At 50.0% G+C, this 13,708-nt stretch carries 13 protein-coding genes and 1 pseudogene; 12 read left to right on the forward strand and 2 right to left on the reverse strand.

Features of this window, described 5'->3' with window-relative positions; all coding sequences use genetic code 11:
- Nucleotides 1-11 precede the first annotated feature (11 nt).
- The 5 genes from ACJ77P_RS04460 to ACJ77P_RS04480 all read left to right on the forward strand — a co-directional run bounded on the left by ACJ77P_RS04460 (nucleotide 12) and on the right by ACJ77P_RS04480 (nucleotide 4,955).
- Nucleotides 12-1,280, forward strand: coding sequence for a (Fe-S)-binding protein (locus ACJ77P_RS04460; protein ID WP_408999090.1), 1,269 nt, complete (start codon nucleotides 12-14; stop codon nucleotides 1,278-1,280).
- Nucleotides 1,277-2,101 (forward strand): amidohydrolase family protein, encoded by an 825-nt coding sequence (locus ACJ77P_RS04465; protein ID WP_408999091.1) that lies wholly within the window; start codon nucleotides 1,277-1,279, stop codon nucleotides 2,099-2,101. Before ACJ77P_RS04460 ends, ACJ77P_RS04465 begins: the two co-directional genes overlap by 4 nt.
- A gap of 53 nt (nucleotides 2,102-2,154) precedes the next feature.
- On the forward strand, nucleotides 2,155-2,757 hold the full coding sequence (locus ACJ77P_RS04470; RefSeq protein WP_367359467.1) for a hypothetical protein: 603 nt from the start codon (nucleotides 2,155-2,157) through the stop codon (nucleotides 2,755-2,757).
- Between the two features lie 23 nt (nucleotides 2,758-2,780).
- Complete coding sequence (locus tag ACJ77P_RS04475; protein WP_408999092.1) at nucleotides 2,781-3,920, forward strand: GNAT family N-acetyltransferase; 1,140 nt, start codon at nucleotides 2,781-2,783, stop codon at nucleotides 3,918-3,920.
- Nucleotides 3,921-4,157: 237 nt separating this feature from the next.
- Nucleotides 4,158-4,955, forward strand: a complete 798-nt coding sequence (locus ACJ77P_RS04480) for a transposase (protein WP_408999093.1) — start codon at nucleotides 4,158-4,160, stop codon at nucleotides 4,953-4,955.
- On the opposite strand, the gene ACJ77P_RS04485 is transcribed toward ACJ77P_RS04480, so the two are convergent.
- On the reverse strand, nucleotides 4,915-6,129 hold the full coding sequence (locus tag ACJ77P_RS04485; protein WP_408998692.1) for an ISL3 family transposase: 1,215 nt from the start codon (nucleotides 6,127-6,129) through the stop codon (nucleotides 4,915-4,917). The genes ACJ77P_RS04480 and ACJ77P_RS04485 overlap by 41 nt on opposite strands.
- Before the next feature lie 112 nt (nucleotides 6,130-6,241).
- On the opposite strand from ACJ77P_RS04485, the gene ACJ77P_RS04490 reads away from it, so the two are divergent.
- The 3 genes and pseudogenes from ACJ77P_RS04490 to ACJ77P_RS04500 all read left to right on the forward strand — a co-directional run bounded on the left by ACJ77P_RS04490 (nucleotide 6,242) and on the right by ACJ77P_RS04500 (nucleotide 8,928).
- Complete coding sequence (locus ACJ77P_RS04490) at nucleotides 6,242-6,601, forward strand: transposase (RefSeq protein ID WP_408999094.1); 360 nt, start codon at nucleotides 6,242-6,244, stop codon at nucleotides 6,599-6,601.
- A gap of 31 nt (nucleotides 6,602-6,632) precedes the next feature.
- A pseudogene (locus ACJ77P_RS04495) lies at nucleotides 6,633-7,553 on the forward strand (transposase); the annotation flags it as partial.
- A gap of 85 nt (nucleotides 7,554-7,638) precedes the next feature.
- Nucleotides 7,639-8,928, forward strand: a complete 1,290-nt coding sequence (locus ACJ77P_RS04500) for an IS701 family transposase (RefSeq protein WP_408997908.1) — start codon at nucleotides 7,639-7,641, stop codon at nucleotides 8,926-8,928.
- A 126-nt stretch (nucleotides 8,929-9,054) separates the two neighbouring features.
- On the opposite strand, the gene ACJ77P_RS04505 is transcribed toward ACJ77P_RS04500, so the two are convergent.
- Nucleotides 9,055-9,534, reverse strand: a complete 480-nt coding sequence (locus ACJ77P_RS04505; RefSeq protein ID WP_408999095.1) for a hypothetical protein — start codon at nucleotides 9,532-9,534, stop codon at nucleotides 9,055-9,057.
- 134 nt (nucleotides 9,535-9,668) lie between these two features.
- On the opposite strand from ACJ77P_RS04505, the gene istA reads away from it, so the two are divergent.
- The 4 genes from istA to ACJ77P_RS04525 all read left to right on the forward strand — a co-directional run bounded on the left by istA (nucleotide 9,669) and on the right by ACJ77P_RS04525 (nucleotide 13,521).
- Entirely contained in the window at nucleotides 9,669-11,300 is a 1,632-nt protein-coding gene (istA, locus tag ACJ77P_RS04510; protein ID WP_408999096.1) for an IS21 family transposase, read from the forward strand.
- Nucleotides 11,301-11,311: 11 nt separating this feature from the next.
- Nucleotides 11,312-11,569: an ATP-binding protein gene (locus ACJ77P_RS04515; RefSeq protein ID WP_408999097.1), complete on the forward strand. Its 258-nt coding sequence runs from the start codon at nucleotides 11,312-11,314 to the stop codon at nucleotides 11,567-11,569.
- A gap of 68 nt (nucleotides 11,570-11,637) precedes the next feature.
- Nucleotides 11,638-12,927, forward strand: coding sequence for an IS701 family transposase (locus ACJ77P_RS04520; protein WP_408997908.1), 1,290 nt, complete (start codon nucleotides 11,638-11,640; stop codon nucleotides 12,925-12,927).
- A gap of 135 nt (nucleotides 12,928-13,062) precedes the next feature.
- Entirely contained in the window at nucleotides 13,063-13,521 is a 459-nt protein-coding gene (locus ACJ77P_RS04525) for a transposase (RefSeq protein ID WP_408999394.1), read from the forward strand.
- The last annotated feature ends 187 nt before the right edge of the window (nucleotides 13,522-13,708 follow it).

The following is a 13,708-nucleotide window of genomic DNA, read 5'->3' on the forward strand; positions in this document are numbered from 1 at the left end:
CAGGGGATGTAATGGCGAAGACGGGGAGCGGGGAAAAAGGCCAGCCCGATTACGGATGGAGATTTCAGGGAAAGATCGTGCGTCTCTGTGAAGACCGATCTGTCCAAATGGATGAATCCTCTCATTTGATGGAGCGGGCGCTGCGCCAGATGAGCATGGAATATTTTGCCCTGGACCGCTGTCTCCAGTGTGGAATCTGTACGGAAGGCTGTCCGCACACGAAGCTCGAGACAAATGCCAGGTTTTCGCCCCGTTCCTTCATTCAGAAAGCCCGGTTGGGCCTGCTGGACCTTTCCGGCGAGGATTTGTGGCTGTGTACCCAGTGCGGGCAGTGCAAACTGATCTGCCCTTATGAAATCCCCTTTCTCGATGTCATGATCAGCCTGCGGAGCCTGGTGGTGGAGCAGGGAGCCGGCTATGTCCCGGCATCGATCAAGGGCGTTCTGTCCTCTTTGTCCTCGGCTGGGAACCCCTGGAAAGAAGACCAGAGCCAGCGTGGAGAGTGGCATGCCGATCGCGATCGTTCCGGAAACACTTCGGGACGGCAGGATGCGGTCATGCTTTTTGTCGGCTGTTTGCCATCCTATGACAAGCGTGCTCAAAAGATCGCAAGGGCGGCGGCGGAACTTCTTCAACGGGCCGGAGTGACATTCGATATCCTCGGTGAGGCCGAAGTCTGTTGCGGAGAGTCCGCATTGCGGGCAGGCGATCAGGGGACGTTTGAGCGCCTGAAGGCGATCAATACAAGGAACCTGGCTAAGGGGGGAGCGAAGCGGATTTATACCCTTTCACCCCATTGTTATGACGTCATGAAAAACAGGTACGATGGCCTTGAAACGGGCGGATGCCAGGTTTATCCCTTCGTCATCCTTCTGCACGAATTGATTTCAAAGGGTGCCCTGCCGGTCCGGAACGGAGTTCATAAGCGGGTTGCCTACCACGATCCCTGCCTCTTCAGCAAGCATCACTCCATCATCACAGAGCCCAGAGAGGTCCTGCGGAATATCCCGGGGATAGAGCTCGTTGAGATGGAGCATTCCGGGGAAAAGAGCTTTTGCTGCGGCGGAGGAGGAGGCGGAGTCTGGCGGGATACCGCCAGGGGTGAGCGGCTTGCGGAAATCAGGCTGGAAGAGGCCTTGAAGACGGGTGCGGACATTCTGGCAACGGCGTGCCCTTACTGTCTGGCCATGCTGGAAGAAAGCGCCAGGGGGGAAGAAAGGTATCAGGATCTTAAAGTGATGGATCTTTGTGAACTGCTGAGAGAAGGGGTGTTTTCATGAAAATCATCGATGCCAGGGTAAGGATGCGCACGGACCTGATGCTCAAGCCGTGGACGACGGAGTTGAAGCCCTATTACCGGGATTATGTTTCCCTTTACAAAATGAAATCCAGGCTGAGTGTCATGCCGGTTGAGGAGCAATTTTCCTATGCGGAGCGTGCCGGAATTGAACGCATGGTGGTTTGCGGGATGGGTGACGCTGAAAATGAACACGTCCTGGAATTATCCAGAAGGTACGACAGGGTTATTCCCGTGGCCGGTGTCAGCGTGGAGATCGGTATCCGCCACGCGTTGAGAGATATCAGCAAATACAAGGAGCAGGGGATTGCCGCCATCCAGGTCACACCGCACATCCATAAGAGGGATGTCCACGACCGGCATATGTATCCCGTCTACGGCCTTTGTGAACTGATGAAGATTCCTGTCATCGTGCATGGCTCTGTTCATTTCTGGCGCGGCTCCTATATGTGGCATGGCCAGCCGCAGTACATCGATGAAGTGGCCGTGGATTTCCCTGAACTGAAAATGATCGTCTCCCACGGGGGAAACGGTTTTGGCCCTCCCATGCTGGCTGTCGCTCAAAGGCACCCCAATATCTACCTGGAATTCAGCGCCCTCAATCCCATCTACATGGCGCCGGAGTTCCTGTATGCAGCCAACTCCTATCTGCGCGGCAAATGCCTGTTCGGGACGGATTATCCCCTGGTTGACTTTGAAGTGGCTGTTCAGCGCTGGAAGAAAGTGCTCCAGGAGAGGACGCAGGAGCTATTTTTCCACCAGAATGTTCTGGATGCATTATACGGCGAACCGGTTCCCTTCTGAACATCGACGGGGACAGGGAAACCGGGATCATAGTAATCCTGACGGAGGTAGAGATGGAAACAGGAAAATACTGCGACATCGCGGAAGATTTTATTCATGGCGAACATTTCAAGTGCGGCTCCTTTGTGTGTATCGAACCGGATGTTGTTGTCGGGGATGATGTGAAGCTGGGGAATCACGTCGTCCTTAAAAGTGGGACGCGGTTCAAGAACCAGATCGATTTTGCGGATTACTGCAAAACAACGGGACTGTGCATCATCGGGAACAACGTGAATGTCAGAACCGGCGCAACGATTTCCAAGTCGGTGATCGTTGAAGACAAGGCCTTCATCGGCCCCGGAATCATGACGAATCATACCCGGAACGTTGGGCACCAGAGGAGCATCGCAAAGGTCTTTCTGCTTACACGCATTGGATACGCCTCGATTATAGGCAGTACGGTATCCATAAGAGCCGGCATGACAATCTGCGCGAATGCGATTGTCGGCGCCGGTGCCGTTGTCGTGAAGGATCTGATGGAGCCGGGGGTGTACATGGGCTATCCAGCCGTAAAAACAGCTGAATTACCGGAAGGTTATTTTGTCCCGGGCGAGTCGGCGCCCTATATGTTTTCCCCTGACGACATCAACAAGTATCTGCAGTACCTGAAAGTTTAGGGGGGGAGCGTCATTCTGGAACAATGAAGCTGAAGACGCGGGAGTATCAGCGCGGCGACGAACACAACATCAATAAATTGTATAAACTCGTCGCGAATATAGACCGGAATCAATCCGAATATGACTGGGAGTGGATCCATACGTGGGATGGTCCGGGTTTTGTCAGGCTCATGTTTGACGAGGACCGAGCGGAGGGGGATCAACTGGTGGCCCAGTACAGCCTGATCCCCACGCCCTTCAGCGTCTGGGGAAAACCCTTCCTTGCCGGAAAAACTGAAAATTGCATGTGCCATCCCGATTACCGGGGGAAGGGGATTTATTTCCCCCATGAAAAAAAATCCTTCGAAGAGGCCCGGCAGAGATTTCAGCTCTTTTTCACGACCGCGGGAAATGCGACGAAAGGTGCGCCGGGCGCGGTAAGGCGCAAACTCGGCTACATCGCCTTCGATTCCTGGGTCCAGTTTGCTTATGCCACAAACAGAGCCTATCTCGAAAAGACGGTCCAGACCCGACTTAAAAAGTATCTCCCCCCGGACTCGAACTTCCTGAAAACTCTGTCATCGGCCGTCTCACGGTTTGTTTACGCCTATTTCGCTCTGCATTCGAACAGAGTCGTACGCCATGACATACGATGGTACGGAAAAGAAGACGCTCCGCTTGCGGATATTGAACGCCTCTGGACGCGCAACAAAGCATCATACGGCGTCAGCATTGACCGGTCTCCTGCCTATCTTGAATGGCGCGTCAACAACAATCCCTACTATGAACATTTTTACCTCTGTGCGTACGAAAGCGGAAATCTTGCGGGGTACATCATCTTTTTCCGGGCTAAGAATAAAGTGATCCGCATTCTTGATATTCTGGCTGATAGCAAAGACGAAAGGATATTCGCTGATCTGCTACGCTCCCTTACCATTTACGCGAGAGAGCAGAAGGCCGATGCCGTTAAATGTACGACCACAAGGGGAAACAGGTTGCTGAGGAAGGTTTTTCGCCGAAACGGTTTTCTCCCGGACAATTCCGAGTACAAAAAAGTGTTCGAAAGCCGGAAAAGCGACCCCTTCAATGTCTTTATTTCGGAAGAGCTCCAATCTCAGGATCGAATTTTCAAACCGTCCAACTGGTACATAACGGATCTGATCAAGGAAGGCAGGATACGATAACTGATAAGGAGAGGGTTCCGAGACACTTCGCAAGAGCGGCAGATGCGCCGGGAACAAGAAACTTCTTGAATCGTTTGCATAAATGCAACTTGATGTATATGATGAATATCTTTTTTTTCAAATGTCCAGCGAATTCGGATCATTCTGATTTCGAAACCTTTGCACAACTCAAAAAGTAAGTTTTGAAATTTCTGGTAAAAAAAGCACTTATAAATTTAAATAACTACTCGATAATACTTGAATATTACCGATATTTATGCTAATTCACCGGTTAAATTCAATCCTTTGAAGGAGACCGGCATGTCATTCAAGAAGTATGATTCTCAACCCTCGTTTTTCGACCTGGAATTAAAGCAATCCTTCGGAAATTCAAGAACACAAAAATTTCTCATCGAAGTAATGGATGCAATCAACTGGAAACCCGTCAGCGCCATTTTGACTGAACACTATCCGGTGGGCAAGTCGGAATTTGGAAACAAGGCCTACCACCCTTTAATGTTGATGAAAGCGCTTCTCCTGCAAAAATGGTTTGGAATCAAATCAGATCCTGAATTGGAAAACCAGATCAACGATCGCCTGTCCTTCAAAGCCTTTATCGGCTTACCTTTCAGTGAACCTTCCCCCGATCATTCGATAATCTGCCGATTCCGGGAAAGGATCGGAAAAGCAGGGCTGGAAAATATTTTCCATGAACTTATGGAACAATTCAATCATTTGGGCTTTTCCATCGAATCCGGGATGGCCGTGGATGCCCGGATTATCCGTTCGGCCAGCCGTCCCGTTAGCAACAACAAACTCAACGAGTTGAAGGATAAACGTGGAAAGTCCCAAAAGAAACCCCGCTTCCAGCGGGATCTTGAATCCGACTGGACGGTGAAGAACAAGAAGCCTTTCTTCGGGATGAAAGAGCATGCCTCCATCGATGTGGGAAGCGGCCTTGTCTTGTCCGCCTCCGTTTCCAAAGCCTCCGATAATGATACGAAACATTTCAGGTTCATCCGACTAAAGCATACTTGGCTTCATGAATGGCCATGATTTTAAGTTTGAAGAATTCGATATCCCGGAACCCATAGGCCATCCGTTTCATGGTTTTGATTTTGTTGTTTGTGCCTTCCAATGGAGCCGACGAGATGCGGTAATCATAATAAGAGAGGATACCGGATTGAAATGCAGCAAGTGACTTTGCAAACTTTTTCAACATTTTGATCCCGGAAGTTTCCGCCCTCTTGATCCAATCAACCAATACAAGCCGTGCTTTTTCCTTGGTTGGCTGGAACCAGACCTGTCGGAGATCTTCTTTCAGGTAATAGGCGCATGAAAGGGGCTGGTTTAGCTGAAGGGCATCGTTCAAGCGGGCCCTTTCACCTTTGGATGAAGAAAGATTTTCCGGATTTTTCAGGAGAAGCCAGCGGGTACCCTTCAGGACTTTCTTCTGAAGGAGATCTTTTGCCTCCCGATAAAGGTCTCTTCTTAGCCCGGACAATTTGTCGTTGAAGAGCTTGATGACATGAAAATGGTCGAAAACAATCGTCGCTTTCTGAAGATGAGTCGATACAGCGCTGATATAAGCGGGAGACATATCCATGGCAACGGCTTCAATCTTGGCTTTGGCACGTTTGACCTTTTTCCAGAAAGAGTCAAGCGCATCGGCTCCCTTGCCATCACCGGCATAGACGATCGTCCCTTTGGTCATATCCAAAACAACGGTCAGATACCGATGCCCCTTGCGAATCGAGATCTCATCGATGGCAATTCTCCGAAGATCCTTCAGGCAGGGTCTGGAAAACCTCTTCATCAAATCTCGTTTCTGAATTTCCTTGATCACGTCCCAGGATACCGACAGATGTCCAGCTACATCCCGGATCGTCATGTGTTTCGACAATTCCAAGGCATATCGCTCAAAAGCACGGGTGCAAGAAAACCGGGGATCAGCAAATCCCAGCGACACTTGACGAATAGTACCGCAACGAAGGCACCCTACACGCTGAACATCAAGATCGAAAAACACGTTTTTGAAACCGATAGGAATGCTTCGGAACCGTCTCCTTGTCGTTCCCCGCATGATGACCTTCCTGCTTCTACAGACCGGACAACGAAGTTTGCTCCTTTTGTGGCGTATGGTGAACGTGATACTTCTTCCCTCATATCGCGTCCTGACATAATCGTAGCCGATAAGGCCGAATCCATGGTAAAGAAGACTCGTGGACATGCTTCCCCTCCGTTAATTGGAAATCTTCGAACAATTTCCTCATGGGGTGTATGTCCATTTTTTTCAATATGAATGTACGCATCGACCGGATGAACCACATTTCTCTTATGTTGTGTTCAAAAGCCTTCATGGAAAGGAATATTCTCCAAATGTTTACGCCGACAAAGGATATTGCAGCGAGGCAAATCGCGACTTCCTGAACATGAATGGTATGGGTGACGGAATCATGCGAAAGAACCAGATTAACGCAACCCTTACAGAAAATGAGATCAAGCGGAACAAGAAAATCTCCAAAGTTCGGTACAAGATCGAGCAGTATTTCGGGATCACCGAAAAATACCATGGGGCGGGAAAGGCCCGCTTTACCTCTCTCTTCAAGGAGGGCTGGGATCACCTCTGCGGGGCCATGGCCTTCAATATCAAAAGAGTGGTTCTAGGAGTCTGTCGGACTTTCCGACGTAATATGATATAATCGCTCATCTTTGAATGCAGGAGTATAACGGATGAGCGCCAATTTTATTCAATGTGATCGAAGGACGTTTTTTTTGCTTCCGCCGTCAATTGATGACTGGCTTCCTGACGGTCACCTTGCCCGGTTTGTGGTTGAGATTGTAGCCCAGCTCAACCTTCGTTCTTTGAGGGATTCCTATGCCGGTCGCGGTTCACAAGCGCACAGTCCGGCAATGCTGACAGCACTTTTATTTTACGGTTATGCCACAGGTGTTTTCTCCAGCCGCAAACTGGAGCGCAGCACCTATGATTCGGTGGCTTTCCGGTACATAGCAGCCAACACGCATCCGGACCATGATACGATTGCCAGTTTTCGGCGACGCTTTCTGAAAGAATTGTCCGAAATGTTCGTTCAGATCCTGATGATTGCCCGCCAGATGGGCGTGCTTAAACTCGGGAAAGTCAGTCTTGACGGCAGCAAGATCAAAGCGAACGCTTCCCGGCATCGGGCATTGAGCTATGGTCACGCCTGCAAGCTGGAGGCACAGATTAAAGCCGAAGTCGCTGAACTGCTCAAGAAGGCGGAAGCTGCGGATCGTTCCGACCTTCCCGATGGACTGAGCATTCCCGAGGAGCTTGAGCGCCGGGGAAAACGCCTGGCGGCCATTGCTGCGGCCAAGGCAGAAATCGAACGGCGCGCGGCAGAGCGTCATGCGCGTGAGCAAGCCGCCTACGAGGAAAAGATTGCCCGGCGCATCAAGAAGGAACAGGAAACCGGCAAGAAACCCCGAGGCAAACAGCCAAAGCCGCCGGTGTCCGGCCCGCGTTCCAGTGATCAGGTCAATCTGACCGACGAAGAATCCCGGATCATGCCCGCTTCCGGTGGAGGATTCGAGCAGGGATACAATGCCCAGGCGGTTGCCGACACGACATCCAAACTCATCATTTCCGCTCATGTCACACAGCACCCTAACACTACAACGACATATAATATTTGACAACAAAAATTAAATGAACAATAATCCTCCTGAAGGATCAATTATCCAGAAGGAGGACAGCATGATCTTTAACAATTTCAGTGAAACAGAGATTTTTAGCATACCAAAGTTCGCTGTAGAAAAGACTGACGTTGAAGGGTTCATGGATGAATTGAGAGGATTTCATAGCACCTTTCAGAGTTGCTTTACGCGTAGCGAAACTCGCGAGAATTTCTTTCATTACATGGTTGGACAATTCAGCGAACTGGACAGGAAATCGATAGAGCCTATTGCATTGACGGTCGAAGGTGGGACCGTCCGTTCCATGCAGCGGATGATCAGCGATGCCCAATGGGACGAAGACCTGATCGCGAAGCGTTATCATCAATTGATCGGGGATGATATGGCGCATGGCGATGGCATTTTGATTTTTGATGAGACATCGTTTGTCAAGAAGGGCAATGATTCCATCGGTGTTTCCCGTCAATACTGCGGCTCTCTGGGAAAAGTGGAAAACTGCCAGGTCGGAGTTTTTGCAGCCTATGCCTCTCCTCATGGCTATGCCCTTCTGGACAAGCGATTGTTTATTCCGGAGAAGTGGTTTTCCGAACCTTACAAAGACAGGCGGTCGAAGTGCCGATTGCCCGATAGCGAAACGTTTAAGACCAAGGTGGAACTGGCCATCGAGATGCTTGATCATGTCCAGAAGGAGGAACTTCTTCCCTTTCGATACGTGGTTGCCGATACGGCCTATGGTAGAAGCATCGAGTTTATCGAGGCCATTGAGAAACATCCGGGAAAGACTTACCTTCTTGCGGTGCCCTGTGACACGCTTTGTTGGCTCACCTCTCCCGTTACCCACAAGAAGGCCTACACTTACAAAGGAGAGCAGCGCTCTCGGACCGTTCTTTCGGAAACTGAAAAAGCCCCGGTGACGGTGGAAGCTTTTGCCCGGAATTTGAACAACTACTTCTGGTACAGGAGAATCGTTGCCGAGGGCGCGAAAGGGCCGATTGCTTACGAATTTATGAGGAGAAAGATCTTTCTGCACCGAGATGGCCTGCCCTGTAAATCCGTGTGGCTGATTGTCAAAAGAACCCTTGGTGCGGAGCCCGTTTATTCTTACTTCATCAGCAATGCTCCCAGAAGCACCCGCCTGCCGGTTTTTGTCTGGCTCAGCGGCGTTCGATGGGCGATCGAACAATGTTTTGAAGAAGCCAAGTCGGAATTGGGGCTTGATCAGTACGAGGTCAGGAAATTCTCCGGATGGCATCATCACATATTGACCTGTATGCTGGCTCACTTTTTTCTCTGGCACCTCAAGATCAGGTTGGGGAAAAAAAGCACCCTCTGTTACGCTATCGCAGCTTAGGATCTTATTGGAGGTCGTGCTTCCCCTCCGAAAATTTGATGTTGACAGCGCCATTTCTTTAGTGGCCGGAATACAAAGGCGAAATCATCGTGCCTATTTGTCTCATAGAAAGAAAAAGCAATTCCATTAACTTTCATTTGTCGTTGTAGGGTTATCGACAGTATCTAATTGTGATATCATTTCTTTCTGAGCGGCATTGACCTTAGCAGTGGCGGTGGCTGTTTTTCTATCACCATAAAGATAGTCAAGCTGAGACTGTCTATCAGTGTTTAATAATCCAGCCTGTTCCAATTTTTTCTTTTCCGTTGGTGTTAATTTGGCTTGCGATGTGGTTACCACTGACGATGATCCGCTGCTTGACTTTTTAGCAATGGTTTTTTTACCGTATAAATAATCAAGTTGCGCTTGTCGGTCAGAATCCAATAGACCTGCTTGTTCGAGCTTTTTATTTTCGGTCGATGTAAAATCAGCCCCAGTCGGAGTATCGGCCGAATAATTAGCGATTTTCTGTATCGCCGCTTCCGGCGTGTCGGTTATTGTAACGCCCGCTTTAATCGCTGTCTGCGGGTCTTTCGTTATCCCGGGTGGCCACCCAAAATCCCCCACCTGTGGCCACTTGAAAATCCCCCACCCAGCGGTTGTTTTTAAGACCTGAAAACCAGGTTTTCAAAAGCACCTTCACAAACGGTTGGCAGAACGTTACAGACTCCCATTTTATATACCTGGGAGGAAGAGAAAGGATGAACGTTTTGCAGCCGGACAAGAAAGCAGCAATAATTACATTACTTACCAATGGCATCAGTCAGCGCGAAATCGAGCGCAAAGTGCGCGTGGATCGCAAAACCATCCGTAAATATGCCCGTATGGTGGGAAGCAACAAGCCGATTGGCGAAGGTAACTCAAAATCCCCCGAAGTGGCCATCGACTCCGGAGAGGGTGTTGATCAAAATCCCCCACCCCGGCCACCGGTTCAGGAGGCGTCAGTATCCGCATCTGAGTCGTCAGAGGATGAGTATCCCATGTCGGCCCATGCCCGCTCAGCCTGTGATCCTCACCGTTTATGGATTGAGGAACAGGTACGCCTGGGGCGCAATGCCGTCTCCATTTATCAGGACCTGGTTGAACGATTTGCCTTCGAGCACAAATACAACAGCGTGAAACGGTTTTGCCGTGGACTGCGCAGAAGAGATCCTGTCCAGTATGACCGGCTGGAGTTTCCACCTGGCGAGGAGGCGCAGGTGGACTACGGTCTCGGCGCTCTCACACGTAAACCAGGCACAAACACATACCGCCGTCCCCGATTGTTTGTCATGACGCTGAAGTATTCCCGCCGCTGTTTCCGGAAGGTTGTCTGGACATCAAGTCAGGTGGTATGGGCCAAACTGCATGAAGAGGCCTTCCGGTATTTTGGCGGGGCTACGCGATATGTGGTTCTTGATAACTTGAAGGAGGGGGTCATAAAGCCCGATCTCTATGAACCGGGGTTAAACCCGGTTTATGCCTCTGTCTTGGCTCATTACGGCGTTGTGGCGGATCCTGCCCGCGTAGCAGATCCCGATCGCAAGGGCAGTGTTGAAAACGCGATCCAGCACACCCAGGACACAGCCCTGAAAGGCCGCCGGTTTGAAAGCATCGAAGAACAAAACCAGTGGCTTATGCACTGGGAAGAACGCTGGGCCTCCGTACGGATTCACGGCCGGATGAAACGGCAGGTCCAGGAGATGTTTGAGGAAGAAAAACCGTTTCTCCAGGCTCTTCCATTGAGCAGCTTCTCCTACTTTTCCCAGGAAACCCGCACGGTTCAGGATGACGGCACCATCCAGGTCCACGACTGCTATTACGCCGCATTGCCCGCCCGGCTGCATACCAAAGTGATGGTGCGCATTTACGACTGCGAGATTGAAATCATTGATCCTCAAACGCTGACTGTTTTGCGGCGGCATCCAAAAGGCACCCGCAAGGGGATGGTCGTGATTGAGGAAAAAGACCGGATCTTCAATCCTTCCCGACAGACGTGTTATTTATTGGCTCAGGCCGCGGCGATCGGTCCTATTACGGAAAAACTGTGCAAGCAACTGTTTGAAGGGGAGGGCCGGCAGGGGCACCGCCGCATGCAGGGCATTGTTGCGCTTGCCCGCAAACATTGTGCTGCTCATATTGAGCAGGCTGCCCGGATGGCCCTTGAACGGGGGCTTTCTTCCTCCAGAATCATTCGAAAGCTGGTTGAGGATTTAGACAAAGCAACCACCCCGGAGAAGTCTTCCGACGAATTGACCCGGGAGCACAGTCTCATTCGTTCCCCACAGGACTATGCGCTGTTTTTTGAAACCCACGCAGCCGGCAACGGTCGTCATCCCCGTATACTTCAGTGAAAGGAGGAATCATGAGAACGATTGAAGAAGTTGAGAAACACCTCCGATCGTTGCACTTGCACGGCATGGCCCAGACCCTTCAAGCCCGCTGTCTGCAGGCACAACAAAACGGATCCATGAGTGTTCTGGATGTCCTGACAGAGCTTGTTCAGGATGAATTGGACTGCCGGCAATCACGATTGATTGAGCGGCGTTTTCACAGCTCCGGGCTGGATGAACGAAAGATTATACAGGATTTTGACTGGTCTTATCACTACAACGACATATAATATTTGACAACAAAAATTAAATGAACAATAATCCTCCTGAAGGATCAATTATCCAGAAGGAGGACAGCATGATCTTTAACAATTTCAGTGAAACAGAGATTTTTAGCATACCAAAGTTCGCTGTAGAAAAGACTGACGTTGAAGGGTTCATGGATGAATTGAGAGGATTTCATAGCACCTTTCAGAGTTGCTTTACGCGTAGCGAAACTCGCGAGAATTTCTTTCATTACATGGTTGGACAATTCAGCGAACTGGACAGGAAATCGATAGAGCCTATTGCATTGACGGTCGAAGGTGGGACCGTCCGTTCCATGCAGCGGATGATCAGCGATGCCCAATGGGACGAAGACCTGATCGCGAAGCGTTATCATCAATTGATCGGGGATGATATGGCGCATGGCGATGGCATTTTGATTTTTGATGAGACATCGTTTGTCAAGAAGGGCAATGATTCCATCGGTGTTTCCCGTCAATACTGCGGCTCTCTGGGAAAAGTGGAAAACTGCCAGGTCGGAGTTTTTGCAGCCTATGCCTCTCCTCATGGCTATGCCCTTCTGGACAAGCGATTGTTTATTCCGGAGAAGTGGTTTTCCGAACCTTACAAAGACAGGCGGTCGAAGTGCCGATTGCCCGATAGCGAAACGTTTAAGACCAAGGTGGAACTGGCCATCGAGATGCTTGATCATGTCCAGAAGGAGGAACTTCTTCCCTTTCGATACGTGGTTGCCGATACGGCCTATGGTAGAAGCATCGAGTTTATCGAGGCCATTGAGAAACATCCGGGAAAGACTTACCTTCTTGCGGTGCCCTGTGACACGCTTTGTTGGCTCACCTCTCCCGTTACCCACAAGAAGGCCTACACTTACAAAGGAGAGCAGCGCTCTCGGACCGTTCTTTCGGAAACTGAAAAAGCCCCGGTGACGGTGGAAGCTTTTGCCCGGAATTTGAACAACTACTTCTGGTACAGGAGAATCGTTGCCGAGGGCGCGAAAGGGCCGATTGCTTACGAATTTATGAGGAGAAAGATCTTTCTGCACCGAGATGGCCTGCCCTGTAAATCCGTGTGGCTGATTGTCAAAAGAACCCTTGGTGCGGAGCCCGTTTATTCTTACTTCATCAGCAATGCTCCCAGAAGCACCCGCCTGCCGGTTTTTGTCTGGCTCAGCGGCGTTCGATGGGCGATCGAACAATGTTTTGAAGAAGCCAAGTCGGAATTGGGGCTTGATCAGTACGAGGTCAGGAAATTCTCCGGATGGCATCATCACATATTGACCTGTATGCTGGCTCACTTTTTTCTCTGGCACCTCAAGATCAGGTTGGGGAAAAAAAGCACCCTCTGTTACGCTATCGCAGCTTAGGATCTTATTGGAGGTCGTGCTTCCCCTCCGAAAATTTGATGTTGACAGCGCCATTTCTTTAGTGGCCGGAATACAAAGGCGAAATCATCGTGCCTATTTGTCTCATAGAAAGAAAAAGCAATTCCATTAACTTTCATTTGTCGTTGTAGGGCTAATGACAAGCAGGAAATCGAGCCGACGTTGGAACACTTGGCGGCATTGCCGGAGGAACTGGGAGCTGTGACTGATTTGATCGCCGACAGTGGTTACTTCAGCGAGGCAAATGTCACTGCCTGCGAAAAGCAGGGATTGACTCCTTATATCGCCGCCGGTCGGAAAGAACACAATGAACCCCTTTGGGACCGATTCCAGGAACCGCCGCCGCTGCCGGAAGCCGCAGATGCAGTAACAAGAATGAAGCACCGGCTTAAGACTACAGCGGGAAAGGCTATCTACGCATTACGAAAGACGACATCGGAACCCGTCTTTGGCATCATCAAGGCAGTCATGGGATTTCGAAGTTTCTCGATGCGTGGTTTTGAGAAGGCACAAGGGGAATGGAATCTTGCCTGCATAGCCTGGAACATCAAAAGACTGCATACCCTGACCACATAGATTGAAAAAGAACATGGTTTCCCTGAGGTATTAAGGAAACATTCATAATGCATCCGAGCATCAAGCCGTCATGGATGCCAACCTCTATATTTAAATGAACAAAATAATCTCAGTAATGTCCGGTTAGAATTTTGCGTAAGCGATTGAGAATTATGGCCATCTTCATTTTTTGGTTTTGGTGAAAAAT

It is taken from the genome of Syntrophus buswellii (assembly GCF_046097065.1).
Lineage (GTDB): Bacteria > Desulfobacterota > Syntrophia > Syntrophales > Syntrophaceae > Syntrophus > Syntrophus buswellii.

Bases quoted from the DNA above. Each gene is read 5' to 3' on its own strand.
- ACJ77P_RS04460 (WP_408999090.1), top strand. From the start codon at position 12: ATGGCGAAGACGGGGAGCGGGGAAAAAGGCCAGCCCGATTACGGATGG.
- ACJ77P_RS04465 (WP_408999091.1), top strand. From the start codon at position 1,277: ATGAAAATCATCGATGCCAGGGTAAGGATGCGCACGGACCTGATGCTC.
- ACJ77P_RS04470 (WP_367359467.1), top strand. From the start codon at position 2,155: ATGGAAACAGGAAAATACTGCGACATCGCGGAAGATTTTATTCATGGC.
- ACJ77P_RS04475 (WP_408999092.1), top strand. From the start codon at position 2,781: ATGAAGCTGAAGACGCGGGAGTATCAGCGCGGCGACGAACACAACATC.
- ACJ77P_RS04485 (WP_408998692.1), bottom strand. From the start codon at position 6,129: ATGTCCACGAGTCTTCTTTACCATGGATTCGGCCTTATCGGCTACGAT.
- ACJ77P_RS04500 (WP_408997908.1), top strand. From the start codon at position 7,639: ATGATCTTTAACAATTTCAGTGAAACAGAGATTTTTAGCATACCAAAG.
- istA (WP_408999096.1), top strand. From the start codon at position 9,669: ATGAACGTTTTGCAGCCGGACAAGAAAGCAGCAATAATTACATTACTT.
- ACJ77P_RS04515 (WP_408999097.1), top strand. From the start codon at position 11,312: ATGAGAACGATTGAAGAAGTTGAGAAACACCTCCGATCGTTGCACTTG.
- ACJ77P_RS04520 (WP_408997908.1), top strand. From the start codon at position 11,638: ATGATCTTTAACAATTTCAGTGAAACAGAGATTTTTAGCATACCAAAG.